Below are 25,665 nucleotides of genomic sequence, written 5' to 3'. Positions count from 1 at the left end.
TCCATGAACGGCGCCGACGCCCTGATCGAGACCCTGGTGGCCAACGAGGTCACCGCCTGCTTCGCCAATCCCGGCACCAGCGAGATGCAGTTCGTCAGCGCCCTGGACCGCCAGCCGGCCATGCGCCCGGTCCTGTGCCTGTTCGAGGGTGTGGCGACCGGGGCGGCGGACGGCTATGGCCGGATGGCGGGCAAGCCGGCCTGCACCCTGCTGCACCTTGGCCCCGGCTACGGCAACGGCCTGGCCAACCTGCATAATGCGCGCCGCGGTTTCACGCCGATCGTCAACGTGATCGGCGACCACGCCACCTATCACCGCCAATATGACGCGCCGCTCAACTCCGACATCCCGACCATCGTCGGCCCCAACTCGCTGTGGGTGAAGTCGGCGGACACCCCCGAGAGCGTGGCGGCGATCACCGCCGAGGCGGTCACCGCCAGCTATGGCCCGCCCGGCGGCCCGGTCAGCCTGATTCTGCCCGCCGACTCCGCCTGGCTGGAAACCACCACCAAGCCGGTGAAGGCCCACATCCCGGTGCGCGCCGCCCCATCGGCTGACGCCGTCGACACCACGGCAAAGGCCCTGAAGGCCGCCGCCAATCCCGTGCTGCTGCTGGGCAGCCAGTCCACCAGCGCGGCGGCCCTGACCCAGGCCAGCCGCCTGGCCGCGGCCGGCTACCGCGTACTCACCGACACCTTCATCGCCCGCCAGCCGCGCGGGGCGGGAATCTTCCAGCCCGGCCGAATGCAGTATTTCGGCGAGGCGGCCCTGGCCGATCTCGCGGGCGTCGACCTGATGATCTATGTCGGCACGGTCACGCCCGTCGCCTTCTTCGCCTATCCCGACCGGCCCAGCGTCCTGGTCCCGGAAGGCTGCGAGACCATGACCCTCTCCACCCGCCAGGAAGACTCGGTCGCAGCGCTCACCGCCCTGGCCGACGCGCTGGGCGCCCCGGCCTCGGGCCCGGTCCAGCCGCTGAAGGTGGCCGAGGCTTCGCCCACGGGCCAGCTCACCCCGCAATCGGCCGGCCTCTCCATCGCCCGCCACCTGCCGGAAGGCGCGGTCATCTGCGACGACTCGGTGACCTCCGGCGGCGGCGTCGCCGTGCCCTGCGGAACGGCCCCGCCGCACGACGTGCTGGCGCTCACCGGCGGAGCCATTGGGATCGGCATGCCGCTGGCCATCGGCGCCGGCGTGGCCGCCCCCGACAGCAAGATCGTGTCGCTCAACGGCGACGGGGCGGGCATGTACACGGTCCAGAGCCTCTGGACGATGGCGCGCGAGAACCTGGATGTGACCGTGGTGGTGTTCGCCAACCAAAGCTACCGCATCCTCAATATCGAGATGGGCCGCACCGGCGCCGGCAATCCCGGCCCCTCGGCGTCGAAACTGCTGGACCTCGGAAACCCGAAGATCGACTGGGTGTCCCTGGCCAAGGGTATGGGCCTGCCGGCCGTACGCTGCACCACGGCCGAGGAATTCGACGAGGCCTTCGCGCGGGCCATGAACGAGCCTGGCCCGAAGTTCATCGAGGCGGCGATTTAGGCCAAGCACCCTTTTGGGCGAAGGGCGGGGCCCATATCTTGAGGAACCGACGGAGGCTGCGACATGTGCCGTAATATCAAGACGCTGTACAATTTCGAGCCGGCGGCCACGGACGACGAGGTCCGCGCGGCCTCGCTGCAGTTCGTGCGCAAGCTGAGCGGCTTCAATGCGCCGTCCAAGGCCAACGCCGCGGCGTTCGACGCCGCGGCCGAGGAGGTGTTCCTGGCGGGCCGCCGCCTGCTGGACTCCCTGGAGACCAACGCGCCGCCGCGCGATCGCGAGACCGAGGCGCAGAAGGCTCGGCGTCGGTCGGCCGAGCGGTTCGGCGTTCGCGCCTGAGCCTGACCGCCAGGCGATCGGCCGATGACCCGGACCATCATACTCTGGGCTCTCGTCCTGGCGGCCGGGGCCTTCGTGGTGCAATGGCTCGAGCACCAGTACCTGGCGCGGGCCTTCTCGCGGGAGATCTATGTCGCGGTCATCGGCGTCGCCTTCGCCGCGGGCGGCGTCTGGGTGGGATGGAAGCTCACCTCGAGGGCGGCTCCGGGACCGTTCCAGCGCAATGGCGCGGCCCTGGCCTCGCTCGGCCTGACCGGCCAGGAGTTGAAGGTGCTTGAGCGGCTGGCGGCCGGGCAGTCCACCAAGGAGATCGCCCGGACCCTGGGCCTCTCGCCCAACACGGTGAAGACCCACATCGCCAACCTGTTCGGCAAGCTCGAGGTCAGCCGCAGGACCCAGGCGGTGAACAAGGCGCGCGACCTGCATCTGATCCCGTAAGGCGCGCGGCCCGGCCAAACCGGCGATGCGCGCGATCTCACCCTTTTGGGCGATACCGCCACGTCGGCCCCCGGCGCATCGTCGCGCTTGTGTTCGCCCCGTCACCCCGAGGAGCCACCGGCATGACCCGCATCATCCTGACCTACGGCCTGATCTCGGGCCTTGTCGTCATCACCGGCATCATCGGCAACATCCTCGCCTCGGGGGGCGATCACGGCAGTGTCTGGCTGGGCTATCTCATCATGCTGGTCGCCCTGTCCTCGATCCTGGTGGGGGTGAAGCAGCATCGCGACCAGGCGCTGGGCGGGGTCATCACCTTCCGCCGGGCATTCCTCCTGGGCTTCGGGATCGCCACCGTCGCCTCGGTCACCTACATCGCGGTGTGGGAGTTCTATCTCGCCATGACCGGCCACAGCTTCATGGACCAATACGCCGCCCACGCACTGGAGGCCAAGCGCGCGGCGGGGGTCACCGGCGCAGCTTATGAAAAGGCCGTCGCCGAGATGGACGCCATGCGCCGATCCTACGCCAACCCCCTGTTCCGCGTGCCGATGACCCTGGTGGAGATTTTCCCGGTGGGGCTGCTGATCTCCCTGGTCAGCGCGGCCCTGATGCGCAATCCGAAGTTCCTGCCGGCGAGGTCGCGTCCGTCCGTCGCCTGATGTGGGCGACGCTCAAGCTATTTTGCGCTGCACCATTGATTTTTGCTGCGCCGCACCATAGATCGCATCCGTCGAAAGGATACGATCATGCTCTTTGTCGATTTCGAGAACGTCGAAGGTCAGCTGGCCGCGTCCCGCGCCGTGCGGAGCTTCTTCGCCAAACTGTTCGCGCGCCTGAGCGTCAAGCGCGCCGTCGGGTACGCCTGACGAAATTCGGCTGGCGAACGGCCCAATGAAAAAGGCCCGCGGGGGAAACCCGCGGGCCTTTCTCGTTTCAGCGTCGCAGGGCGCCTAGCTGTTGCCGGGCAGCTTGCAGTCCTTCGAGAAGGCGCAGCCGATGACCGAGATCGGCTCGAGCGTCTCGGGCTGGTACTCGATGATGTAGCCCTTCAGGCCGTCGGCGCAGGCCACCTCGAAATAGGTGGTGCCCTTGGCCGTGCGGCCGATCACGCGGGTGTTGGACACCTCGCACTCGGTCTTGCCCTGCTTCTTCAGGTCGGCCGTGACCAGCTTGTAGCCGCCCTCGGGCTTGGTGAAGCTGCAGCGATAACCGGCGATCGGCGCGCGGGCGCAGTCGACCACCTGGGACTTGGTCCCCGGACCGAAGATGCCGACGGCGCCGTCGGGACGGTTGGAGCAGGCCAGTTCGACCACGTCCTTGCCGTCGCTCGACGGGAACGGGCCGTACTTGGAGACTTCGCAGTCGAACTTCGCGGCCTTGGCGAGCTTGGTGTAGAGGCCGTTCTGCTCGGTGACCGCTTCCTTGGCGTCGGTGAGCGTGCAGCCGCCCATCACCATGGTGGCCTTGGCGCATTCGTAGGCCGTGGTCAGGACGCCCTTGTCGACCTTGTAGAGGTAGCCCTTGCCGTCGGTGCAGGAGGCTTCGAAGAAGGCCGAGCCGGTCTGCGAGACGCCGATATACTTCTTGTCCTTCACGGTGCAGCCGTTCTTGGCGGCGGCGACATAGGTGTCGATCACCGACAGGCGGGCGGCCTTGTCGCGCAGGGTGCACTTAATGTTGCTCTCGGAGTCGTCGTAGAGCATGCAGTCGGTGGCCTCGACAGGCTTGGCCGCGTCGATGGGTGCGCTGGCCTTGATGACGTAGCCCTGGGCCGAACCCTGGCAGGCGACTTCCAGGTAGGTGGCCGTCGGGCTCTGGCCGATGCCGCGGACCTGCTCGGGGGTGCACTGCACCTTGGCGGCGGCTAGGACAGGGGCGAGATCGGCCTTGGGATCGGCGTTGCCCGGCAGCTTGCAGGGCAGGCTCGAGGGCTTGCCGTCGGGCTGCGGGGTGTTGGCCTCGACGCAGGTGAAGACGGTGGGCGTGCCGCCGGCGGGGGCCGAGATGATGAAGCCCAGCCCGGCGTCGCAGTCGACTTCGTAATAGCTGGTGGAGGTCTTGGCCTTCTTGTCGTCGGCCTTGCCGATGAAGCGCGCGTCGGTGATCTTGCAGGCGACGCCGGCGGACTGGGCCAGGGCGGGCGCCTCGGCCATGCCCTGGGTGCGCTGCTTTTCGCTGATTTCAGGGGCTTTCTTGCCCTGGGAGACGGCTGCCGGCGCGAACGCCAGAATAGCCAATACGGCGGCCAGCCCAATTCCGAATGGCCTCATGGTCCTAATACTCCTGGGTGTTTCCCTCTGGGGGCGACATAAACCTTAGGGCCGTCAAAGGGCAAGCGTGGCGTGAACCCGGTGTGAACACCGCGGGCCGCCGCCTGCATTCGGGGTTTGCCCCCGCCCGCCGCACGTCGGAAACTAGGCGCCTTGAGCAGTGGGAGGGCGGCGCAGTGCGCGACGGATTCGAAGAGACCATCACCGAGGCGCCCCGGCCCAAGCTGCGCTACCCCTTCGAGCACGGCCCCAGGCCGGGCGAGGCTATCGATGTCGCCCCGGGCGTGAAATGGCTGCGGATGCCGCTGGGCGGCTCGCTGGCCTTCATCAATGTCTGGGCCATCGAGGAAGACGGCGGCTGGGCCATCGTCGACACCGGCATGGGCGGGGCCGACACCCAGCAGGCCTGGCGCAAGGCCTTCGCCGAGTCCCTGGGCGGCCGGCCGGTCACCCGCGTCTTCGTGACACACATGCATCCCGACCATATCGGCATGGCCGGCTGGCTGACGCGGAAGTTCCAGTGCCGGCTGTGGATCAGTCGGCTCGAGTTCCTGATGTGCCGCTCGTTGGCCGCCGATACCGGGCGCGAGGCCCCGGCCGACGCCCTGACCTTCTACAAGGCCGCCGGCTGGGACGAGGAGGCGCTGGAGAACTACCGCGCCAAGTTCGGCGGCTTCGGCCGCGGCCTGCACGCTCTGCCTGACAGCTTCCAGCGATTGAGCGACGGGGACGAGATCGTCATCGGTGGCCGGCTGTGGAAGGTGGTGGTGGGATCTGGCCACTCGCCCGAGCACGCCTGCCTGTGGTGCCCCGAGCTGAAGCTGTTCATTTCCGGCGACCAGGTGCTGCCGAAGATCTCGTCCAACGTCTCGGTCTTCCCGACGGAGCCCGCGGGCGACCCACTGACTGACTGGCTGACCTCGCTGGCCCGGATCAGGACCCAGGTGCCCGACGACGTCCTTGTCCTGCCGGCGCACAACGACCCGTTCCACGGCCTGCATGCGCGCATCGACCACCTGATCGCAGGCCATGAGCGCGGCCTGACCCGGCTCGCCGCCCTGATCGCCGAGCCCAAGCGGGCCGTCGACGTCTTCCATGTGCTGTTCCGCCGGAAGATCGACCAGTGGGTGCTGGGCATGGCCACCGGCGAGAGCGTCGCCCACCTCAACTGCCTGCTCTCGCGCGGTCAGGCGACGGCCGAGACCGATTCCGCCGGCGTCGTCTGGTATCGCGCCGCGGCTTAGGTATACGTTGTAAGTATTAGGGAGCGCAGATTCATGACCGACCACATTCTCATTGAAAAATCCGGCGGCGTGCTGACGCTCACCATGAACCGGCCGGAGAAGAAGAACGCCCTGACCCGCGCCATGTACCAGGCGCTGGGCGACGCCATCGACCAGGCCGAGTTCGACGACGATGTGCGCTGCGTCCTGATCCAGGCCAATGGCGACATGTTCACCGCCGGCAACGACCTGGCCGACTTCGCCGCGGTGAACGCCGGCGACAGCGGCGCCAACAAGGCGCGACGCGACGGCAATCCGCTGCTGGCCGCCCTGGCGCGGGCCAAGACCCCGCTCGTGGCGGCGGTCAACGGTCGCGCCGTCGGCGTCGGCACCACCATGCTCCTGCATTGCGACCTGGTCTATGTGGCGGAGAACGCGCTGCTGACCACGCCCTTCGTCAACCTGGCCCTCGTCCCCGAGGCGGCTTCCAGCCTGACCCTGCCAAACCGCATCGGCCATGCCCGCGCCTTCTCGATGTTCGTGCTGGGTGAGGCGGTGGACGCCAGGAAGGCCGTCGACTGGGGGATCGCCAACGAGGCGGTTCCGCTGGCCGACCTGCGCGCCAAGGCCCTGGCCGCGGCGCAGGCCGTGGCGGCCCGCCCGCCGGCCGCGGTGGTCATCACCAAGGCCCTGATGCGTGAAGGCCTCGGCGTCGCCCAGCGCATGGACGACGAGGGCCTGCATTTCGCCGCCCAGCTCAAGTCGCCGGAAGCCAAGGAGGCCTTCGCCGCCTTCGCCGAGAAGCGCGCGCCCGACTTTTCCAAGGTGGCCTGATGATACGCTCCCGCTTCGGCGCCTTCACACCCGCCCGCGTCGTGGCCGGGGATCATGACCTGTCGGGCCGCAACGTCATCGTCACGGGCGGGGCCAGCGGCATCGGGGTCGAGACCGCCCGCGCGCTCGCGGGCGCCGGGGCCGACGTCATGCTGGCGGTCCGCGATCGGGTGGCCGGCGAGCGTGTAGCCTCCGAGATCAACCAGTCCATCGGCGCCGACCGGGTGCTGGCCGGGACCCTGGACCTGGCCAGCCTGGGATCGGTGGGGTCCTTCGTCGACGCCTGGGGCGACCAGCCGCTGGACATCCTGATCAATAACGCCGGGGTCATGGCCACGCCGCTGCTGCACACGGCCGAGGACCTGGAGCTGCAGATCGGCACCAACCATTTCGGCCACTTCGTCCTGACCATGGGCCTGACCCGCGCCCTGTTGAACGCCGCCGAGGACGACCGCACCGCCCGAGTGGTGCAGCTCTCGTCCATCGGCCACCGGCGCAGCGACATCCACTGGGATGACCCGCACTACCGCACCCGGCCCTACGACAAGTGGGAGGCCTATGGTCAGTCCAAGACCGCCAACGCGCTGTTCGCCGTCGGCTTCAACGCGCGGTTCGAGGAGCACGGGATCACCGCCAACGCAGTCATGCCGGGCGGGATCATGACCCCCCTGCAGCGCTACCTCCCCAAGGAGGAGATGGTGGCCATGGGCTGGATGGACGCCGAGGGCAATGTCCGCGAGGGCTTCAAGACCACCGAGCAGGGCGCCTCGACCAGCGTCTGGGCGGCGGTCGGCGAGGAGCTGGAGGGGATCGGCGGCCTCTATCTGGAAGACTGCAAGGAGGCCGGTCCCTGGACCAAGGAGGACCCGGTCCACGGCGTCATGCCCTATGCTCTGGACCCTGAATCGGCCGAACGCCTCTGGGCGCTTTCGGAAGAAACCACCGGAGTGAAGCTATGAGCCTGCAAGGCAAGACTCTGTTCGTCACCGGCGCCAGCCGGGGCATTGGCCTGGCCATCGCCCTGCGCGCCGCCCGCGATGGCGCCAATGTCGCCATCGCCGCCAAGACCGCCGAGCCGCACAAGCACCTGCCCGGCACGATTTACACCGCGGCGAAGGAGATCGAGGACGCCGGAGGCCAGGCGCTTCCCTTGATCGTCGACGTGCGCGACGAGGCCAGCGTCTACGACGCCGTGCAGAAGACCGTCGAGCGGTTCGGCGGCATCGACATCTGCGTCAACAACGCCTCGGCGATCTCGCTGACCGGCACGCTCGCCACCGACATGAAGCGCTACGACCTGATGAATCAGGTCAATGCGCGCGGGACCTACCTGACCTCCAAGGCCTGCATCCCGCACTTGAAGAACGCCGCCAATCCGCATGTCCTGATGCTGTCGCCGCCGCTGGACATGAGCCCGCGCTGGTTCGAGGGCCACACCGCCTACAGCATGGCCAAGTTCGGGATGAGCATGTGCGTCCTGGGCATGGCGGCGGAGTTCAAGGCCGACGGGATCGCCTTCAACGCGCTCTGGCCGCGCACCGGGATCGCCACGGCGGCGATCAAGTTCGCCCTGGCTGGCGAGGAGGGCATGAAGGCCTGCCGCACACCCGAGATCATGGCCGACGCCGCCCACGCCATCTTCGAGAAGCGCGCCCGCGAATTCACCGGCAACTTCCTGATCGACGACAGCTTCCTCTACGCCGAGGGCGAGCGGGACTTCGACAAATACCGGGTCGACCCGACCACCCGGCTGATGCCCGACTTCTTCGTCCCCGCCGACAGCCTCCCGCCGCCGGGCGTGGTGGTGGGATGAGCGTCACTGTCCGACCCGCCGTTCCGGCCGACGCCGGCCTGATCCATGGCTTCGTCCGGGCGCTGGCCGACTACGAGAAGCTGCTGCATGAGGTGGAGGCCAGCGAGGCCGACCTGGCCCGGCACCTGTTCGGGGACAATCCGCGCCTCTATTGCGACATCGCCGAGGCCGACGGCAGGCCGGTGGGCTTCGCCATCTGGTTCTACAACTACTCGACCTTTCGGGGCCGGCACGGAATCTATCTGGAAGACCTGTTCGTGGTTCCGGAGGCCCGGGGCCTCGGCGCCGGCAAGGCCCTGCTGCGCCGGCTGGCCCAGCGCTGCGAGGAGCAGGGCCTGGCGCGGCTGGAGTGGGCGGTGCTGGACTGGAACGCGCCGTCGATCGCGTTCTATGACAGCCTGGGCGCCACGGCCCAGACCGACTGGATCATCCGCCGGCTCTCCGGTGATCCGCTGAAGGCGATGGCCACAGCCTAGAGGAGGTCGCCATGAGCGCGCCGCCAAAGACCGTACTCACCGCCACGCCGGAGGAGGCGGCCGCCATCCGTCACGCCGTGCGGAACGTCGCCGACCGCCCGATCGCCGGCCCGGAGCATGTGGATGGGCTGCTGGCCCTGTTCTCCGACCCGCGCGTTTCCGATCCCATCTACGATCTGCCGAGGCCGTTCACTCGCGAGAGCGTCGCCAAGTGGGTGGCCGACAGCGAAGCCCTGCGCCAGGAGGGCCGCTGCATCCTGAGCGTCTCTCTCGACGACGCCGGTCAGGTCGCGGGCTATTCGCGGTTCACGGTCTGGCCGGAGCGGTCGGCGGCGGAGATCGCCGGCGGGCGTCGCGCGGATCTGCAGAACAGCGGGTCTGGACGCCAAGGCGTGGCCCAGTCCGTCGCCTTCATGTTCGAGGTTCTGGGGGTGCGGCTGATCGCACTGACCGCGGCCCTGGACAATATCCGCTCGGCCAAGGCCATCGAGGGCGCGGGCTTCAAACGGATGGGCGAGGTCGAGAGCGTGCGCCCCGACGGGACGACGCGGCGGTCGTTGTACTGGGAGCTGTCGCGCGACGAGTGGCTGCGGCGGCACGTGCTGTAACCAAAAAAAGACCCCGGCCGTGAAGCCGGGGTCCTCCAGTTCGATTTTGGCTCAGTTAGCTCGCAGTGGCGGGCTTGGGGGCCGGGGCGGCCTGCGGCGCACGGCCGAGGTCGTAGAACTTGGGAGCCATCTTGGGGATGGCTTCCTTGATGATCGAGTCGACGGTCCAACCCTCTTCCTTGGTCACGGTCTCGATCGGCCGCGGCTGCGAATAGAGGGTGATGGTCTCGCCCGAGGAGCCGAAGATCTGGCCCGAGACGCTGGCCGCGGCCGGGGTGATCATGGCCACGGAGAAGCGAGCCGGCTGGTCGGCGCGAATCTTCTCGGCCATCACCGCGCGACGGGCGGCGGCGGCCTCGTCCTTGATCGGCACGGACTGGGTCATGCGGGTCCAGGCGACCGGAGCCACGCAGTTGGAGCGCACATTGTTGCGCGCGCCTTCCATGGCGATGATCCGCGAGAGGCCGGCGATGCCCATCTTGGCCGCGCCGTAATTGGCCTGGCCGATGTTGCCGAACAGGCCCGAGGTCGAGGTGAAGAACATGTAGGCGCCGTCGTTCTGTTCGCGGAACAGCTCGATGGTGGCGCGGGCCACGTTGAACGAGCCGCGCATGTGGACGGCGATGACGCTGTCCCATTCGGCTTCGGTCATCTTGTGGAACATCACGTCGCGCAGGATGCCGGCGGGATTGATCACCGCATGCAGGCCGCCGAAGCTCTTCTTGGCCTGCTCGACCATGCCGTAGACGGCGTCCAGGTCGGTCACGCTGTCGGAATTGGAAACCGCTTCGCCGCCCGCGGCGCGAATCTCGGCAGCGACGGACTCAGCGGGACCCGCCGAACCTTCGTCTTCGCCCTTGAGGCTGCCGCCCAGATCGTTGACCACGACCTTGGCGCCTTCTTGCGCGGCGATAAGCGCGCAGTCGCGGCCGATACCGTTGCCGCCTCCGGTAACAAGAACAACTTTGCCTGAAAGAGCGCCCATGGATCTATCTCCCAAAAAATAATGCTTGTTTGTTATTCGAGGCGGTCGGCCTTGCGCAAGGCGGGAAAGAGTTTGGCCCAGACGCCGGTGACGATCAACGCGCCGACCCCACCAAAGATCGCCGCGCCGACCGGGCCGAAGAACCGGGCGACCACGCCGCTCTCGAACTCACCGAGTTCGTTGGAGGCGCCGATGAACAGCGATGAGACAGCGGCCACCCGACCGCGCATCTGGTCCGGCGTCACGATCTGCACCAGGGTCTGGCGGACATAGACGCTGAGCATGTCGGCCCCGCCCAGCACGGCGAGGGCCGCCACCGACAGCGGCAGGGATTTCGAGAGGCCGAAGACGATGGTCGCCGCGCCGAACACCGCCACGCCGGCGAACATCGTCACGCCGGCGAACCGCCGGATCGGATAGCTGGCCAGGATGAAGGCCACGATCGTCGCGCCGATGGCCGGCCCCGCGCGCAGCAGGCCGAAGCCCTCCGGCCCCACATGCAGCACGTCACGGGCGAATACCGGCAGCAGGGCCGTGGCCCCGCCCAGCAGGACGGCGAACAGGTCCAGCGATATGGCCCCGAACACGATCTTGTTCCGCCAGGTGTAGGCCAGTCCCTCCTTGATCAGCGCCCAGCGCGAGCCCGCCTGGACCTCCGGCTGGGTGTTCCCCTTGATCAGGAACACGCAGCCCGCCGCCAGGACGTAGAGCACCGTGGTGACTGAGTAGGACAGACCCGTGGAATGGGTGAGCAGCAGGCCGCCGATGGCCGGGCCGACGATGGACCCGCCCTGCCAGGCCAGCGAGTTCCAGGCTATGGCGCGCGGCAGCAGGCTGCGCGGCACAAGCATGGGCCCCAGCGCGGTCGAGGACGGTCCCATGAAGGCCCGGCTGGCGCCGAACAGGGCCGACAGCACCAGCAGCAGCGGGATCGTGGCGAAGTCGAGGATCGACGCCGCCGCCAGCACGACCGCAGTCAGGGTCTCGGCGGCATAGCACCACAGCAGCACCTTTCGCCGGTCGTGGCGGTCCGCCGTCTCGCCGGCGAAGGGTGACAGCACCAGCACCGGGATGAAGGCGGCCAGGCCGATCATCCCGACATAGAAGGCCGCCTGCTTCACATCCATGGTCTCGCGCGCCACGGCGTACATCTGCCAGCCCAGGGCCACCGACTGGATCTGCACCCCCAGGGTGGCGGTGACCCGCGCCGTCCAGAAGCGCATGAAATCCGCGTGCCTCACGAGGTCGCGGATGGCGGTGGGCTGGTCGGGGCCTTCGGGGAGGGGGTCGGTCATGGGGCGCGCAACTTGGCCGCAGAACCGGCGAACGGCAATGGTCATGCGACCTCAGAACCGTAGGAATCGGCAAACTCACAAGCGAAGCGCGAAATGCTCGTTTGCCCGCCTGCGACGGCGCGGCGAAGCTCTGGCGATCAAGGAGGCGCCGATGTCCCGCGACGAACTCATCGCCGCCTTCAAGGAGAAGGCGGCGGCCGATCCCCAGGTGCTGGCCCTGCTGCTGGGCGGCAGCCTGGGCGCGCGCAGCGGCGACGCCTATAGCGACGTCGACCTGATCCTGGTCGTGGCGAGCGAAGATCATTCCGCCTTCGTCGAGCAGGTCGAGGCCTGGGTCGCGCAGGTGGCGGCGCCGGTTCTGTGGCGGCGAACCTATCCCGGCTTGCCTCTGTTTCTCGGGATCACGCCCGAGTGGGTGCGTTTTGACATCACCGTCACCGTGCAAGGCCGGGTGACCGGCGCGCGCTCGGGGGTTGCGCCGCTTGTGGATCGGGCGGGGGTGTGGAACGACCTGCCGGAGCGCCTGGACCCTCGGCCCGTCGATTTGGCGCGGCTGGAGGCGATGGTCACAGAGTTCCTTCGGGTCGCCGGTCTGTTGGTCCTAGCCCTGGGCCGCCAGGAGTATGTGCTGGGGATCACGGGCCTTGGCCTGTTGCGCGGCCTCCTGATCGAGCTGATGGTCGCCGAGACCGAACCTCCGCTGCAGCCGGGCGCTCTGCACCTGCGCGACATCCTGCCCGAGGCCGACATGGAGTCCCTGGCGGCGCTGCCAAGCCCCGCGCCGGACCGAGCCTCGCTGATCGCCGCCAATCTGATCCTGGCAGGACTGTTCCTGCCCCGTGCGCGCGCACTGGCGCACAAGGTTGGCGCAGCCTGGCCCGAAGCCTTCGAGGCGGCGACGCGGGACTACTGGCGGCGCGAGCTGGGGCTGGCGCTGCCCGCGGGCTAAGGCGGTGGGGCGAAAGCGTCGTTGACGCGGGGCCGTCATGGTCTTATGCGCCGCGTCTCTTGGAGTTTCGGGAACCGGTTTCATGCGACGACTGCGACGAACCGGGCGCGCGAGCCGCGCCGTCTAGAGCCACCCGGCGCCGGCGCAGGCATTGCGAGGCTTCGGGTTTCCCGCCCACGCCTCACCTAAAAAGTCGCAGATGATCGCCCAACCCTCCGCCGAACAGGCGCTTCGCTTCAGTTTTGAGCAACCGCAGGACGCCCAGACCATCGAGGCCCTGCTGGACCACGCCTTCGGGCCCGGCCGTTTCACCAAGGTCTCCGAGCGGGTCCGCGAGATCGCCGAGTTCCGCCCCGACCTTTCGGTCTGTGCCTGGGACGGCGCGCGCCTGGTGGGCTCCGTGCGGATGTGGAAGGCCCATGTGGGCGTCCAGCCGGTGATCTTCCTGGGACCACTGGCGGTGGACGCCGAGGTCCGCAAGCACGGGACCGGCGGCCTGCTGGTCCAGCGCGCCGCCGCGGCCGCCGAGGCCGCGGGCTTCCCGGTGGTGCTGCTGGTTGGCGACGAACCCTACTTCGGGCGCTTCGGCTTCTCGGCGGCCCCGGCCAGGGACGTGCGCCTGCCGGGCCCGGTGGACCAGCGCCGGGTCCTGGCGCGCGGCGCCGAAGCGCTGTCGGGCGCGCTTACGGCCTAGCAGCCCGCAGGGTTGTCATCCCGGTTTGGGCCGCAGGACCCGGGTCCACACGCGCGGACCAAGCTAAGCACACTCCAATCTCCTGACCATTGTTCGTGTTTTGTTCTTGATGTTCGATGGCAGTTATATACTTGACGGAACAAGCTTCACGGCATACCTTGTGAGCCAAGGGAAAACCGCCATGAATCTGACCGACAAAATCTTCCACGACGACGAAGCCGCCCGCCTCCACCTGGAAGCGCAGCGTTGGCCCGATGGCGCGTACTGCCCGCATTGCGGCGAGTGTGAGAAGGTGACGGAGCTTCAGGGCAAGTCCACCAAGCCCGGCACCTACATCTGCAAGTCCTGCCGCACCAAGTTCACGGTGACGGTCGGGACGGTGTTCGAACGCTCGCACGTTGGTCTGGCGAAATGGCTCCTGGCCTTCCGCCTCATGGCTGCGAGCAAGAAAGGCGTTTCCGCCCACCAGCTCCACCGCTCGCTGGACGTGACCTACAAGACGGCTTGGTTCATGGCCCACCGCATCCGTGCGGCGATGGCTGAGACCAACCCCGGCCCCCTAGGCGGCGAAGGCAAGACCGTGGAAGTCGATGAGACCTACATGGGCGGCAAAGAGAAGAACAAGCACAAGAACAAGCGCGTCGCGAAGTGGGATCACCTGGGCGGCAAGCAAGCCGTCGTGACGCTCGTTGAGCGCAACGGCAAGGCCCGCTCGTTCCATGTCGCCAACGTGACGTCCAAGACCCTGCGCCCCATCGTCGTGAAGCACGCCAGCCGCAAGTCGAACCTGATGACGGACGGCGCGGCGATGTATCCCAAGATGGGCGCCGAGTTCGCGTCGCACGGCTCCGTCGATCACGCTCGCGGCGAGTACGGTCGCGGCCCGATCCACTCCAACACGGTCGAGAACTTCTTCTCGATCCTCAAGCGCGGCGTGTACGGCACCTATCACCACGTCTCGGAAGCGCACCTCGCGCGCTACCTCGCCGAGTTCGACTTCCGCTACAACAGCCGCCTCGATACCGACGCCATCCGTACCGATGCGATGCTCAAGGCCACCACGGGCAAGCGCCTGACCTATCGGCGGTCTGGTCAAGCCGCGAACGCGTAAGCAGAAGGCGCGAAAGCTTCAATCGAAGCGTCGCTTTAAGACTCGGAACGGAACGTGAATCGCTCTAAACGGGTGTAGCCCGGCGGCGCGCTAACGCCGTCCGGGCTTTTCCGAAACCGCCGGATCGGGCGGGCCAGATGCAACAAGATAGTCTCCGAGTCAGGGACTAAGGTCAACCCGCTCCGGCTTCCGCATAAGGAAGCCTTTATATGGCTAAGAAGATCATCGACGCGAAGAACGACAGCAAGGGCAACGTCAAGGCCGTGCTGTTGGAAGGCAACAAGACCTTCACCGACAAGGAAGCCGCCATTCGGATGGCGGACCGCAATCAGATTTCCAACGCCCATGTGGTGCGTCGCGAGAATGCGACGCCCCACCTCCGGACCAATCCGGACGGAAGTCGGCGGAACAATCTCGACGAGATGGCTGAGGACTAGAACTCTAGCCTGACTTCGCGCTCCATCGCGCGGCCTGCGTCGTGATCGGCAAGATTGCGGAACAGGTCCGCCGCGATGGAGCGATCTTTGCGCCACAGCACCTTCGCCACCAAAAGCCGGCCCTCCAGCACAACGAACTCAGGTTCTGACTTCTCGGCCGTCATGCGGGCTCCACGAGTCATAGCGGGCAGGGCCTCAGCCCCGCCCTCTCGAAAGGTTCGGAATGGACGACCACGCCGTCGATGAGTTCAAGAAAAGCCTGGACGAGCGCGGCGAGCAGCAAGTCAGGCGCATACTAGAGCGAGGGGCGTTTAACCCTCAGCGGACACGGATCGCCGAGGCTTGGCTGGATGAGTTGGAAGACACCCGCCACGCCCGCTCAATGCGCGAGAGCCTCCAGATAGCCAAGAGCGCGAACGCGGCGGCATGGACAGCAGCGATTGCGGCGATAATCGCCATACCCATCGCTATCGTCGCCATCGTCATTTCGTATCTCGCTTTGGGGTAGGAGGCGCGGGCTTGTGCGGCTTCGGCGGCATCTTCAACGCGTTCGCAATCCCACGGTCAAAGCGCTCTTGAGCGCCTGGTTCGTCTTCAGGGGGCTTCTCAGTCATGTACCCACAAGCGCAATCGCGCCCCTTCTTCGCTTCACGGCTCAAGATAGGCCGCGCCGCGCGCCATGTCGCCGCGTTGCGGGGCGAAATCGCGGCCTATCAGGCCCGCGTTCCGATCTACATGGATTGCTACATCGATGAAAACGACCCGCAGTATATGGCGTGGTCCATCAACATCGCCGAGGCGGTCCCCTATGAGTGGGCGCCCATCATCGGCGACATTGTTCACAACCTGCGGGCTTCTCTGGATCTACTTGCGTGTGAGGCGGTGCGCCTCAACGGCAATAGTGGCGAGGGGGTCTACTTCCCCTTCGCCAAAAGTGAATCTGAAATGGAGGCGATGATCGTTAGGCGAATGCCCGGCGCGTCGCCGGAGGCTTATGACCTTGTGAGGCGCTTTCAGCCGTACACCGGCGGCAACGGCGCGCTGCGCGGCGTCCACGACCTCGACATCATCGACAAGCACCAGACGCTATTGCCCGTCGCTGGCGAAATTAGCCATGCCACCGGAGGGATTGGCTTGGAGGACATCACGACCCGCGTCGGACGCCCCGCACAAGGCACAGCCCTGATAGAAGCCTACGCCATGCACGGGCTCATGGCTGGGATCACCCCAGCCAAGTTCGCCCTAGTCTTCCCGAGGGGAGGTCCATTCGCCGGTTTGCAGATGGTCCCAACGCTTGAAGACCTGATCCAAGATTTCTCCCGCGTCGTGGACGCGTTTGAGACGCTCTACCTCGGGCGCGTCCTTCAGGAGAACGCGACCATCTAGGATATCCGGCCCTTGGGCCATCTGTCTGTCCTCGACATCGAGGGCAGCTATTCCTTGGTTAGAGCGCCGGCCTGTCCCGAAGGAGGGTGATTCGAGCCGTCTGTTCCGTCAAGTATATAACTGCCTGTTCGATCTCTCTTGGGACACCTTAAACTTGTGTCGTGCACCAACACGCGGCCGGGTGGCTCGACAATTCAAGACGGACGAGGGGTGGCATGGCTGGACGTGAGCCGGCGCGCAGTGGCTTGCGCGAAACCATGGAGGAGTTCGTGAATCGCAGATGGCGAGATGGGCAACGACTCGGTCAAGAGGCCGGTGCGGCTCGGGAGACGCCACGGTGAAGGTGCTGCCCTGGGCTGAGTTCACCTCCGACCTCCCCGAAGATCACATTGAAGAGGGACCTTACATCGTCCAGTTCGGAGGCAAGAGCGTCGCGGCGGCGATCGGTGAGATGCTCGAGCGACTGGGGTGCACGGTAAGCCCGCCCATCTATGCTCACGAGCACGGCTGGGAGTTGGACGTCCAGGCGGGGCGGCGACGGATGTGGGGTCAGGTCACGCTGATAGAGGGCTGTATCTTCGTATTCGAGGATACGTCGCTCATCGACAAGATGCTGGGGAGGCGCAACAAGGTCTACCTCGACACCCTTATGAGCCTGAGCGAAGCGCTTGCTCAGGACAGCCGGTTTCATGACGTCCGGTGGTATTCGGGCGCCGACCTCCTCACGGGCAAGCCGGGAGCAAAGGCTCCTGTCATCGACTAGCGAGGCCGTGGAGGTACGGCTTCCCCAGCGTCGCTGTTGAGGCGGGGGCCGGGCGCGCCTACCTTTAGGGGATGGCGAACGAAAAACCCGGACTGGAAAGCGTGATCGCCGCGGCCAAGGCCCAGGCCCCCGGACGCGGCCTGCCGCCGGTGCACCTGTGGAACCCCGCCCACTGCGGCGAAATTGACATCGTGATCAAGAAGGACGGCCTGTGGTTCCACGAGGGCACGCCCATCGGGCGAGAGGCCCTGGTGCGGCTGTTCTCCACCGTCCTGCGCAAGGATCCCGACGGCTTCCATCTGGTGACCCCGGTTGAGAAGATGCGCATCACCGTCGAGGACGCGCCCTTCATCGCCACCCGCGTGGACCGTGAGGGCGAGACGCTGAAATTCCTGACCAATGTCGGCGACGAGGTCGAGGCCGGGCCGGAAAACGAGATCCGCGTCGAGATGGACGCCGCCACCGGCGAGCCGCGGCCTTATCTGCATGTCCGTCGCGGCCTGGAGGCCCTGATCGCCCGGCCGGTTTTCTACGAACTGGTCGAGATGGCGCAGGAGCGTGACACCCCCGAGGGGCCGCGCCTGGGCGTCGCCTCCAACGGGGCCTGGTTCCCCGTGGGTCCGGCGGGGGCGCACCGGCTGTGAGCCCCCACTCCGCGCCGGGCGAGCTGCGCGCCTGGATCGAACGCCACCTGGACCCGCTGGAGCACCGCGACGCCGCCCATGCGACGTCCGACTTCGACCTGACGCCCAACGCCTTCCCCAACGAGCCTGTCGAGCTGGTCCCCGCCGCCGTCCTAGTGGGCCTGATCCAGCGGGATCACGGCTTCTCCGTGCTGCTCACCCGGCGCTCGGACACCATGCGCCGCCATACCGGCCAGGTGGCCCTGCCCGGCGGCCGCTGCGACCCCGGCGAGACCGTCTGGCAGACCGCCCTGCGCGAGGCCCACGAGGAGGTGGGCCTGCATCCGGACTTCGTCTCCCTGGCCGGTCTGTCGTCGCCCTACCGGACCGGCACCGGTTATCTGGTGACCCCGGTGGTGGGTTTCGTCCGCACGGGGTTCAGCCTGGTGGCCAATCCCGACGAGGTGGCCGATATCTTCGAGACCCCCTTCGGCTTCCTCATGGACCCGGTGAACTACCAGGAGCACGAGCGCGAGGCGCCCGACGGACAGAAGCGCCGGTTCTACGCCATGACGCACGAGGACCAGTACATCTGGGGGGCCACGGCCGGCATGCTTCGGGCGCTCTACGACCGGCTGTATGGGGCCGCCGTTGCTTAGCATGGTCCTCTGGCGGCTGCTGCTGGTGGCGACGCCCTTCATCGGGTGGTTCCTCTGGCGCGAGGCCGCCCGACGCACCGGACGCGAGATGGGCTCGACGCCCTGGACCTGGCTGATGGCCGCGGCCGGCGTCCTGCTGGGGGTTTCGCTGATGGCCACCGCCGTGTTCCATGGCGACAACCGCGGCCAGACCTATGTTCCCGCCGAGGTCACCGAGGGCGGCCATGTTTCGCCCGGACATTTCGAGAAGAAAGCGCAGTCCAAGTGAGCGACAGTATCGGCGAGAAGCCCTGGATGACGACCGCCGCCCCGGTGCTTGACGCCCTGGAGGCCAGGGGCGGCGCCGGCTGCGCGCGGTTCGTCGGCGGGTGCGTGCGCAACGCCATCCTGGGAACCCCGGTCGGTGACCTGGACATCGCCACCACCCTGACTCCCGACCAGGTGACACAGGCCTTGGAGGCCGCCGGCATCAAGGCCGTGCCGACCGGCGTCGAGCACGGCACGATCACCGCGGTGAAGGATGGCCATCCCTTCGAGGTCACCACCCTGCGCCGCGACGTGGCCACCGACGGCCGCCGCGCGGTGGTGGCCTTCACCGATGACTGGGCCGAGGACGCCGGTCGCCGCGACTTCACCCTGAACGCCATCTATGCCGACCGCACCGGCGCGCTGACCGATCCGACCGGGCAGGGGGTGGCCGACGCCAAGGCCGGCCGCATCGTCTTCGTCGGCGACCCCGAGACCCGGATCGCCGAGGACCATTTACGGATTCTGCGGTTCTTCCGGTTCCTGGCCTGGTACGGCAAGGGCGAACCCGACGCCGCGGCCCTGGCCGCCGTCGCCGCGGCCAGGGACAGCGTCGCCAGGCTGCCGGCCGAGCGGATCTCAAAGGAGCTGCTGAAGCTGGTCGCCGCCGACGAGCCGCGCCCGGCCATGGCCCTGATGGCGCAGAGCGGCGTGCTCACCGTCCTGCTGCCCTCGGCGACCGACCTGACCGCCTTCAACGGCCTGGTGGAGATCGAGAGCGACCAGCTCTTCGTCAACGATCCGGTGCTGCGCCTGGCCACCCTGCTGCCCGACAACGAGGTCGGCGTGGCCCAGGCCGCCGAGGCTCTGCGGCTCTCCAACGACGTCAGGGACCGGCTGGTGGCGGCCATGGGCCAGACCCCGCGCATCACGTCCTGGATGAGCCCGCGCGAGAGCCGCCGCACGGTCTACAAGATCGGCGTCCAGGCCTTCAGCGACCGCATCAAGCTTCTGTGGTCGAGGGTGACCAGGTCGGCGGCCACCCACCAGTGGCGCGGCCTGCTGGCCTTGGCCGAAAGCTGGACCCCGCCGCCGTTCCCGCTGACCGGCGAGGACGTGCTCAAGTCCGGCGTGCCCAAGGGCCCGATGGTCGGCAAGGTGCTGCGCGAGGTGGAGGACTGGTGGATCGACCACGACTTCATCGACGACAAGTTCTCGGCCATCGAGAAGCTCAAGGCCGTGGCCCAGGGGATGGCCTATTGAGGCTGGGAATCCTCGAGACCGGCGCGCCGCCGGACGGGGTCCGCCAGCGGTTCGGGGACTACCCGTCGATGTTCCGGCGGCTGTTCGGCGAGGACACCCACGACTATGCGACCTTCGACGTGGCCGCGGGCGCGTTGCCCGACGCCACGGACGCCTGCGAGGCCTGGCTGGTGACCGGGTCGTCGGCGGGCGTCTATGACCCGCTGCCCTGGATCGACCCGCTGATGGACTTCCTGCGCGCGGCCAAGGGCGAGGTCCCGTTGGTCGGGGTCTGCTTCGGCCATCAGGTTATGGCCCAGGCCTTCGGCGGCAAGGTGATCAAGTCCCCCAAGGGCTGGGGCGTGGGCCTGCACCGCTATCGGCTCTCGGAAGCGCGGCCCTGGATGGACACCGACGAACCCATCGCCGCGCCGGCCTCGCACCAGGACCAGGTGGTGGAGGTTCCGCCGGGCGCCACGGTCCTCGGCGGCAACGGCTTCTGCCCGCTGGGGGTGCTGGATTATGGCGCGGCCCGCGCCGTCTCGATCCAGCTCCATCCCGAGTTCGAGCCGGCCTATGCCAAGGCCCTGATCGAGAATCGCCGCGGGAGCCGCTACACCGATGTCGAGGCCGATCGGGCGGTGATGAGCTATGAACAGCCTGACGACCGCCTGCGGGTCGGCGCCTGGCTGCAGCGGTTCCTGGAGCAGGCGACGGCCGGCCGCTAGACGATATCGAGAGTCATCCAGACGGTGTTCCGGCCCACTTCGAACCGCTGGAAACCGTAGATGTCGTAGAACCGCAGGGCGCGGTGGTTGGCGGTGTCGCAGCCCAGGTGGACATGCCGGGTTCCGCGCTCGCCCAGGGCTGTCAGCAGTGTGGCGATCAGGGCCCGGCCCACGTCCTGGCCCTGCAGGCGCGGCAGCAGGTTGATGTGCAGATGGGCCGGCGCGGCCTCGACCACCGCCTGGGGAACCGTGAAGGGGTGGTGGATCTGGAAGGCGCGCCAATGGTCGCGCGTCCAGGCGCGGCTGGGCGGGCCCGGCGGCTCGGGATGGACCGTCCGCAGCCGGGGCCACCATTCGGCCTCCTGGCGGGCCTCGAACGCCCGCGTGTCGGGTGTTCCCAGGGCATAGGCCGCCACGCCCTGGTCGTCCTCCGCCACGAAGGCCAGGTCCGGCTGCAGGACGCCGTAGGGGGCGGCGTAGATCTCGCCGATGATCCTCGGGTCGTCATAGAGGTGGCTGGCGTCCTGGCCGCTGTCGCCCGTCCTCAGGCAGATGTCGTAGAGCGCCGGCAGGTCGTCCTCCCGATAGGGCCGGATGGTGGCCATCTCAGCCTCGCGCCCGTTGCAGGTCGCGCAGGGGCGCGAAGTCGATCAGCACGATCCCCAGCTCCGCGGTTCGAGCCTTGAAGGCGAGGTCCAGCAGGCATTCCCGGTCATCGATGCGGATCTGGGCGGCATGCGGGTCGTAGGCGCGAAGTTCGGGTCCGTCCTCGACCGGATGGAGATAGACCTCGGTGACGCCCGGGGGCAGGTCCTCCAGGATCGCTTCGAAGGTCGGTTTGGCCGGCTTGGCCCAGGTGGTCGCCAGCTTGTCGGGGAAGACCAGGCTCAGCTCGTCCGCCCTGGCGCGGGCGGACAGTCCCAGCCGCCGCTCGGCGCTGGCGCCGATCATCCGCACCGGCAGGTCGTAGGCGACGGCCAGTTCGAGGAACAGGTCGGCGTAGCGCGGCTCCAGCTGCATCGTGCCCATGTGGGCGTCCAGGTGGGTGACGTCGACGCCCCAGTCATAGGCCTGGTCGATCTGGGCCCGGCATTCGGCGCGGACGGCTTCGAGGTCGGCCTTCTCCCAGACCGCCTGGGCGGTGGCCGGCATGTAGCCCTCCGCGTCATGCAGGCAGGCCGCGCCGGTCAGCGAGCGCCAGCGATAGTCCGGATATTCGCAGGTGAGCGTCAGGTGCACGCCGATGCCCCCGGCCTTGGCGCGGCGGACGCCGTCCAGCGCCCAGGGGCAGGGGACCATCAGAGTGGAGCTGGTGGCGAGACCCTCGCTCAGCGCCTGCTCCGTCGCCCGATTGGCCGAGGCGCTTGAACCCAGGTCGTCGCAATTGACGATCAGGAGTCTGGCGTCCTGTCCGTATCCGAGGCGGTGGGCGAGGCTCACGGCGCGTTCCCCTGAGGTGGCGGCCCACTATAGACACGGGATGCGGCGTCAGGGCGCCAGCGGATCATCCCATGTCGAAGTTGGAGACGGTCCGGGTCGCCGCCGTCAGGTCCACGCCACCATAGGCGGCATGGAGGAAAGGATGGTCTCGATGTTCCCGCCCGCCTTCAGGCCGAACATGGTCCCGCGGTCGTAGAGCAGGTTGAATTCCACGTAGCGCCCGCGACGGATGAGCTGCTCCTGCCGGTCGGCGTCGGTCCAGGGCTCGGTCATGCGGTGGCGGACGATCTTGGGATAGGTGTCCAGGAACGCCTCGCCCACGGCGCGGGTGAAGGCGAAGTCGCGTTCGAAGTCCCCGCTGTTGTGCCGGTCGTAGAAGATCCCGCCCACGCCGCGCGTCTCCTTGCGATGGGGCAGATAGAAGTACTCGTCGCACCAGGCCTTGTATTTTGGCCACCATTCGGGATCGAACGCGTCGCAGGCCTCCTTGAGGGCGCCATGGAACAGGACCGCGTCGTCGGCGTCCTGGCTTCGCTGTTCTTCGACCATGGGCGTCAGGTCCGCCCCGCCGCCGAACCAGCTCTCGGCCGTCGAAAGGAAGCGGGTGTTCATGTGGACCGTCGGCGTCCGGGGTGAACGCGGATGGATGATCAGGCTGATGCTGGCCGAGACATAGGTCGGGTCCTTGTCCGCGCCCGGCATGGTGGCCGCCATCTCCGGAGAGAAGCGCGCCAGGGCCGCGGAAGTGTGGACTCCGGCCTTCTCGAACAGCCGCCCCTTCAGGTGCCCGCCGATCCCGCCGCCCACGCCGGTCTCCCGCGTCCAGGGACGCATGTCGAAGCGGCCAGGCTCGCCGGGATAGAGATGGTCGGGCGCCTCGTCTTCCAGCCCCTCCAGGGTCGCGCAGATGCGCGCCTGCAGGGCTTCGAACCATTCCTTGGCGCGGCCGCGCCGGACATCGATCTCGGGGGGCAGGGTCATCATGAGGGCTAGGCCTTAGGGAATAGGCCGGTCTGGCGCAACGCCTCCGAGAGGCCAATCGCCGCAGACACCGTCACGTTGAAGGACCGGCGGCCGGCCGTGAGCGGAATGATCACCCGGGCGTCGGCGGCCTCATGCACCTCGTCGGGCACGCCCAGGCTCTCGCGGCCGAACAGCAGGATATCGTCGGACCGGAATACGAAATCGTGCAAGGGCGTGGCGCCCTTGGTCGTGAACAGAACAACGCGGCCTTGGGCTTGAGCGGCGAAATCGGCCCATCCGGAATGGCGGATCACCTCGGCCGGATCGCCGTAATCCATGGCTGCGCGGCGGATTGCGCGGTCGGAAAGCGGGAAGCCGCAGGGCTCGATCACGTGCACGGGCACGCCCAGACAGGCCCCGAGGCGAAGGGCCGCGCCAAGGTTTTGCGGAATGTCCGGTTGAAAAAGCGCCAGCAGCATTCTAAGCGATCCAGCCACGGGATTTGCCGGGGCAAGGGGCGAATCACGGAAGGCGGGCTGCGACCTCGGTCGTCGAGCATTCCGGTGGTTTCGCCTTGCAACAGCGTTGAAGTTCCGAGGGCCCCTTACCAGAAGGTCTGGGCAGGGTCGAAGGCGGGATCGCCCTGGGTTTTCCAGGAACGTCCGAAGGGTCGCGCTTCGCGGCCCCTGATCGAAGGGTAGCTTTAAGGTGGCCGACACCGTCGTGGGCGCAAATCCCGATACTCATGCCGCGGGCGAAGACCCGAACCGGCGCGATTTCATTCACATCGCCGCGGCCGTCGCCGCCGGCGGAGCCGTCGTGGGCTTGGCCTGGCCGTTCATCGACCAGATGAACCCGTCAGCCGACACCCTGGCGCTCGCCTCCATCGAGTTCGACCTGACCAAGGTCGCCGAGGGACAGCAGGTGACGCTGAAGTGGCGCGGCAAGCCGCTGTTCGTCCGCAACCGGACCGGCGCGGAAATCGCCGCGGCGGTGAAGGACGACAACGCCCAACTGCGCGATCCGCAGACGGACGAGGAACGGCACAAGCCGGGCAAGGCCCAATGGCTGGTGCTGGTCGGGACCTGCACCCATCTGGGTTGCGTCCCGACCTTCGGCGGCGGCGATTACGGCGGCTGGTTCTGCCCCTGCCACGGTTCGCACTACGACACGTCCGGCCGGATCCGTAAGGGCCCCGCGCCGAAGAACCTGGAAGTGCCGGAATACGCTTTCCTTTCCGACACCAAGGTCAAGGTGGGCTGAGACCGATGAGCGGACATTCGAACTACGAACCGAAGACCGGCATCGAGCGTTGGCTCGACACGCGGTTGCCGATCGTGCGCCTGGCGTACGACAGCATCATCGACTTCCCGACCCCGAAGAACCTGAACTACTGGTGGACCTTCGGCGGCATCCTGGCGGTCTGCCTGGGCATCCAGCTGGTGACCGGCATCATCCTGGCGATGCACTACGTGCCCCACGTGGACCACGCCTTCGCCTCGGTCGAGCACATCATGCGCGACGTCAACTACGGCTGGCTGATCCGCTACATGCACGCCAACGGGGCCTCGATGTTCTTCATCGCGGTCTACATCCACATGTTCCGCGGCCTCTATTACGGGTCCTACAAGGCCCCCCGCGAGGTGCTGTGGATCCTCGGCTGCGTGATCTACCTGCTGATGATGGCCACGGGTTTCCTGGGCTACGTCCTGCCCTGGGGCCAGATGAGCTTCCACGGCGCGGTGGTGATCACCAACCTGTTCGGCGCCCTGCCCCTGGTGGGCGAGGCCATCACCACCTGGCTGTGGGGCGGCTTCGCGGTGGATAATCCCACCCTGAACCGCTTCTTCTCGCTGCACTATCTGCTGCCGTTCATGATCGCCGGCGTCGTCGGCCTGCACATCTGGGCGCTGCACGTCCCGGGCAACAACAACCCGACCGGCGTGAACGTGAAGTCCAAACAGGACACCGTTCCCTTCCATCCGTACTACACGGTGAAGGACGGCTTCGCGATCGCAGTGTTCCTGCTGATGTTCGCCAGCTTCGTATTCTACAATCCCAACGCGCTCGGCCACCCGGACAACTACATCCCGGCCAACCCGCTGGTGACCCCGGCCCACATCGTGCCCGAATGGTACTACCTGCCGTTCTACGCGATCCTGCGGGCCGTGCCGGACAAGCTGGGCGGGGTGCTGATGATGTTCGGCTCCATCGGCCTGCTGTTCGTCCTGCCCTGGCTGGACACCTCGAAGGTGCGCTCCATGCGCTACCGCCCGACGGCGCGGATGTACTTCATCATCTTCGTCCTGACCTGCCTGGTCCTGGGCTATTGCGGCGGCCAGCTTCCCGACGACCACGTGATCCCGGGGCTCTCGACCTTCATGCTGCTGGACGCCGACCTGAACAGCTTCGTCTGGCTGTCGCGGATCGCCACGCTCTACTACTTCGCCTACTTCCTGATCGTCCTGCCGGTCCTGGGCCTCACCGAGACCCCGCTGCCGCAGCCGGAATCGATCAGCGAACCTGTGCTTTCGCATCCCGCCAACGCGCCGGCCGGCGCCGCGGCTTCGCCTGAAAAGAGGGGTTGAGCCTAAG

General features: G+C 67.4%; 32 protein-coding genes. 24 read left to right on the top strand and 8 right to left on the bottom strand.

Annotated features, from left to right (window positions below; translation table 11 throughout):
- Nucleotides 1-3: 3 nt before the first annotated feature.
- From M9M90_RS17540 to M9M90_RS17525, 4 genes are all read left to right on the top strand, one after another.
- Nucleotides 4-1,545 (top strand): acetolactate synthase large subunit, encoded by a 1,542-nt coding sequence (locus M9M90_RS17540; RefSeq protein WP_254834528.1) that lies wholly within the window; start codon nucleotides 4-6, stop codon nucleotides 1,543-1,545.
- 63 nt (nucleotides 1,546-1,608) lie between these two features.
- A complete protein-coding gene (locus M9M90_RS17535) occupies nucleotides 1,609-1,884 on the top strand; it encodes a DUF2277 domain-containing protein (RefSeq protein WP_254834527.1) in 276 nt (91 codons plus the stop codon).
- 24 nt (nucleotides 1,885-1,908) lie between these two features.
- Nucleotides 1,909-2,322, top strand: a complete 414-nt coding sequence (locus M9M90_RS17530; protein ID WP_254834526.1) for a response regulator transcription factor — start codon at nucleotides 1,909-1,911, stop codon at nucleotides 2,320-2,322.
- A gap of 122 nt (nucleotides 2,323-2,444) precedes the next feature.
- On the top strand, nucleotides 2,445-2,984 hold the full coding sequence (locus M9M90_RS17525) for a DUF4199 domain-containing protein (protein ID WP_254834525.1): 540 nt from the start codon (nucleotides 2,445-2,447) through the stop codon (nucleotides 2,982-2,984).
- Nucleotides 2,985-3,275: 291 nt separating this feature from the next.
- Here the strand turns inward: M9M90_RS17525 and M9M90_RS17520 are convergent, their stop codons facing one another.
- Complete coding sequence (locus M9M90_RS17520) at nucleotides 3,276-4,595, bottom strand: hypothetical protein (RefSeq protein WP_254834524.1); 1,320 nt, start codon at nucleotides 4,593-4,595, stop codon at nucleotides 3,276-3,278.
- Between the two features lie 176 nt (nucleotides 4,596-4,771).
- Between M9M90_RS17520 and M9M90_RS17515 the strand changes: the two genes are divergently transcribed.
- Genes M9M90_RS17515 through M9M90_RS17490 form a run of 6 tightly spaced genes read left to right on the top strand, consistent with a single transcriptional unit; the run spans nucleotide 4,772 to nucleotide 9,549 of the window.
- A complete protein-coding gene (locus tag M9M90_RS17515) occupies nucleotides 4,772-5,839 on the top strand; it encodes an MBL fold metallo-hydrolase (protein WP_254834523.1) in 1,068 nt (355 codons plus the stop codon).
- A 33-nt stretch (nucleotides 5,840-5,872) separates the two neighbouring features.
- Nucleotides 5,873-6,652, top strand: a complete 780-nt coding sequence (locus M9M90_RS17510; protein WP_254834522.1) for an enoyl-CoA hydratase-related protein — start codon at nucleotides 5,873-5,875, stop codon at nucleotides 6,650-6,652.
- On the top strand, nucleotides 6,652-7,611 hold the full coding sequence (locus M9M90_RS17505) for an oxidoreductase (RefSeq protein WP_254834521.1): 960 nt from the start codon (nucleotides 6,652-6,654) through the stop codon (nucleotides 7,609-7,611). The genes M9M90_RS17510 and M9M90_RS17505 overlap by 1 nt, the downstream gene beginning before the upstream one ends.
- Complete coding sequence (locus M9M90_RS17500) at nucleotides 7,608-8,465, top strand: NAD(P)-dependent oxidoreductase (protein WP_254834520.1); 858 nt, start codon at nucleotides 7,608-7,610, stop codon at nucleotides 8,463-8,465. Before M9M90_RS17505 ends, M9M90_RS17500 begins: the two co-directional genes overlap by 4 nt.
- Nucleotides 8,462-8,941: a GNAT family N-acetyltransferase gene (locus M9M90_RS17495; protein ID WP_254834519.1), complete on the top strand. Its 480-nt coding sequence runs from the start codon at nucleotides 8,462-8,464 to the stop codon at nucleotides 8,939-8,941. The genes M9M90_RS17500 and M9M90_RS17495 overlap by 4 nt, the downstream gene beginning before the upstream one ends.
- 11 nt (nucleotides 8,942-8,952) lie before the next feature.
- A complete protein-coding gene (locus M9M90_RS17490) occupies nucleotides 8,953-9,549 on the top strand; it encodes a GNAT family N-acetyltransferase (RefSeq protein ID WP_254834518.1) in 597 nt (198 codons plus the stop codon).
- 55 nt (nucleotides 9,550-9,604) lie between these two features.
- Here M9M90_RS17490 and M9M90_RS17485 read toward each other — a convergent pair whose 3' ends face one another.
- Complete coding sequence (locus M9M90_RS17485) at nucleotides 9,605-10,534, bottom strand: SDR family NAD(P)-dependent oxidoreductase (protein WP_254834517.1); 930 nt, start codon at nucleotides 10,532-10,534, stop codon at nucleotides 9,605-9,607.
- Nucleotides 10,535-10,566: 32 nt separating this feature from the next.
- The gene (locus tag M9M90_RS17480; protein WP_254834516.1) at nucleotides 10,567-11,829 is read right to left on the bottom strand and encodes an MFS transporter; all 1,263 of its coding nucleotides are present in this window, start codon (nucleotides 11,827-11,829) and stop codon (nucleotides 10,567-10,569) included.
- Between the two features lie 151 nt (nucleotides 11,830-11,980).
- On the opposite strand from M9M90_RS17480, the gene M9M90_RS17475 reads away from it, so the two are divergent.
- From M9M90_RS17475 to M9M90_RS17460, 4 genes are all read left to right on the top strand, one after another.
- On the top strand, nucleotides 11,981-12,778 hold the full coding sequence (locus tag M9M90_RS17475) for a hypothetical protein (RefSeq protein ID WP_254834515.1): 798 nt from the start codon (nucleotides 11,981-11,983) through the stop codon (nucleotides 12,776-12,778).
- Nucleotides 12,779-12,977: 199 nt separating this feature from the next.
- Nucleotides 12,978-13,472, top strand: coding sequence for a GNAT family N-acetyltransferase (locus M9M90_RS17470; protein WP_254834514.1), 495 nt, complete (start codon nucleotides 12,978-12,980; stop codon nucleotides 13,470-13,472).
- Nucleotides 13,473-13,653: 181 nt separating this feature from the next.
- Complete coding sequence (locus M9M90_RS17465) at nucleotides 13,654-14,583, top strand: IS1595 family transposase (protein ID WP_254834513.1); 930 nt, start codon at nucleotides 13,654-13,656, stop codon at nucleotides 14,581-14,583.
- A gap of 209 nt (nucleotides 14,584-14,792) precedes the next feature.
- Nucleotides 14,793-15,020 (top strand): DUF3892 domain-containing protein, encoded by a 228-nt coding sequence (locus M9M90_RS17460; protein ID WP_254834512.1) that lies wholly within the window; start codon nucleotides 14,793-14,795, stop codon nucleotides 15,018-15,020.
- Here M9M90_RS17460 and M9M90_RS17455 read toward each other — a convergent pair.
- Entirely contained in the window at nucleotides 15,017-15,184 is a 168-nt protein-coding gene (locus tag M9M90_RS17455; RefSeq protein WP_254834511.1) for a hypothetical protein, read from the bottom strand. The genes M9M90_RS17460 and M9M90_RS17455 overlap by 4 nt on opposite strands.
- 59 nt (nucleotides 15,185-15,243) lie before the next feature.
- On the opposite strand from M9M90_RS17455, the gene M9M90_RS17450 reads away from it, so the two are divergent.
- The 8 genes from M9M90_RS17450 to M9M90_RS17415 all read left to right on the top strand — a co-directional run bounded on the left by M9M90_RS17450 (nucleotide 15,244) and on the right by M9M90_RS17415 (nucleotide 20,667).
- Nucleotides 15,244-15,528 (top strand): hypothetical protein, encoded by a 285-nt coding sequence (locus M9M90_RS17450; protein ID WP_254834510.1) that lies wholly within the window; start codon nucleotides 15,244-15,246, stop codon nucleotides 15,526-15,528.
- A 104-nt stretch (nucleotides 15,529-15,632) separates the two neighbouring features.
- Nucleotides 15,633-16,406 carry a hypothetical protein gene (locus M9M90_RS17445; RefSeq protein WP_254834509.1) on the top strand — a complete coding sequence of 258 codons (774 nt, stop codon included), beginning with the start codon at nucleotides 15,633-15,635 and terminating at the stop codon, nucleotides 16,404-16,406.
- 337 nt (nucleotides 16,407-16,743) lie between these two features.
- Nucleotides 16,744-17,169, top strand: coding sequence for a hypothetical protein (locus tag M9M90_RS17440; protein ID WP_254834508.1), 426 nt, complete (start codon nucleotides 16,744-16,746; stop codon nucleotides 17,167-17,169).
- A gap of 71 nt (nucleotides 17,170-17,240) precedes the next feature.
- Complete coding sequence (locus tag M9M90_RS17435; protein ID WP_254834507.1) at nucleotides 17,241-17,813, top strand: DUF1285 domain-containing protein; 573 nt, start codon at nucleotides 17,241-17,243, stop codon at nucleotides 17,811-17,813.
- Entirely contained in the window at nucleotides 17,810-18,451 is a 642-nt protein-coding gene (locus M9M90_RS17430) for a CoA pyrophosphatase (protein WP_254834506.1), read from the top strand. The genes M9M90_RS17435 and M9M90_RS17430 overlap by 4 nt, the downstream gene beginning before the upstream one ends.
- Nucleotides 18,444-18,719: a DUF6111 family protein gene (locus M9M90_RS17425; protein ID WP_254834505.1), complete on the top strand. Its 276-nt coding sequence runs from the start codon at nucleotides 18,444-18,446 to the stop codon at nucleotides 18,717-18,719. The genes M9M90_RS17430 and M9M90_RS17425 overlap by 8 nt, the downstream gene beginning before the upstream one ends.
- Nucleotides 18,720-18,745: 26 nt before the next feature.
- Nucleotides 18,746-19,960, top strand: coding sequence for a CCA tRNA nucleotidyltransferase (locus M9M90_RS17420; RefSeq protein ID WP_254837155.1), 1,215 nt, complete (start codon nucleotides 18,746-18,748; stop codon nucleotides 19,958-19,960).
- Nucleotides 19,957-20,667: a type 1 glutamine amidotransferase gene (locus M9M90_RS17415; RefSeq protein ID WP_254834504.1), complete on the top strand. Its 711-nt coding sequence runs from the start codon at nucleotides 19,957-19,959 to the stop codon at nucleotides 20,665-20,667. The genes M9M90_RS17420 and M9M90_RS17415 overlap by 4 nt, the downstream gene beginning before the upstream one ends.
- Here the strand turns inward: M9M90_RS17415 and M9M90_RS17410 are convergent.
- The 4 genes from M9M90_RS17410 to M9M90_RS17395 all read right to left on the bottom strand — a co-directional run bounded on the left by M9M90_RS17410 (nucleotide 20,664) and on the right by M9M90_RS17395 (nucleotide 23,549).
- Nucleotides 20,664-21,272 (bottom strand): GNAT family N-acetyltransferase, encoded by a 609-nt coding sequence (locus M9M90_RS17410; protein WP_254834503.1) that lies wholly within the window; start codon nucleotides 21,270-21,272, stop codon nucleotides 20,664-20,666. The two genes, M9M90_RS17415 and M9M90_RS17410, sit on opposite strands and share 4 nt — an antisense overlap.
- 1 nt (nucleotide 21,273) lies before the next feature.
- Nucleotides 21,274-22,107 carry a ChbG/HpnK family deacetylase gene (locus M9M90_RS17405; RefSeq protein WP_254834502.1) on the bottom strand — a complete coding sequence of 278 codons (834 nt, stop codon included), beginning with the start codon at nucleotides 22,105-22,107 and terminating at the stop codon, nucleotides 21,274-21,276.
- A 105-nt stretch (nucleotides 22,108-22,212) separates the two neighbouring features.
- On the bottom strand, nucleotides 22,213-23,088 hold the full coding sequence (hemF, locus tag M9M90_RS17400) for an oxygen-dependent coproporphyrinogen oxidase (protein WP_254837154.1): 876 nt from the start codon (nucleotides 23,086-23,088) through the stop codon (nucleotides 22,213-22,215).
- A gap of 8 nt (nucleotides 23,089-23,096) precedes the next feature.
- On the bottom strand, nucleotides 23,097-23,549 hold the full coding sequence (locus tag M9M90_RS17395; RefSeq protein WP_254834501.1) for a tRNA (cytidine(34)-2'-O)-methyltransferase: 453 nt from the start codon (nucleotides 23,547-23,549) through the stop codon (nucleotides 23,097-23,099).
- Nucleotides 23,550-23,778: 229 nt separating this feature from the next.
- Here M9M90_RS17395 and petA point away from each other — a divergent pair, with 229 nt between their 5' ends.
- Nucleotides 23,779-24,333 (top strand): ubiquinol-cytochrome c reductase iron-sulfur subunit, encoded by a 555-nt coding sequence (gene petA, locus M9M90_RS17390; protein ID WP_254834500.1) that lies wholly within the window; start codon nucleotides 23,779-23,781, stop codon nucleotides 24,331-24,333.
- Between the two features lie 5 nt (nucleotides 24,334-24,338).
- On the top strand, nucleotides 24,339-25,658 hold the full coding sequence (locus M9M90_RS17385; protein ID WP_254834499.1) for a cytochrome b/b6: 1,320 nt from the start codon (nucleotides 24,339-24,341) through the stop codon (nucleotides 25,656-25,658).
- Nucleotides 25,659-25,665: the final 7 nt, after the last annotated feature.

Origin of the sequence: Phenylobacterium sp. LH3H17 (assembly GCF_024298925.1) — a bacterium.
In the GTDB taxonomy this organism is placed as follows: domain Bacteria; phylum Pseudomonadota; class Alphaproteobacteria; order Caulobacterales; family Caulobacteraceae; genus Phenylobacterium.
This window is presented reverse-complemented; position numbering and strand designations above follow the sequence as displayed.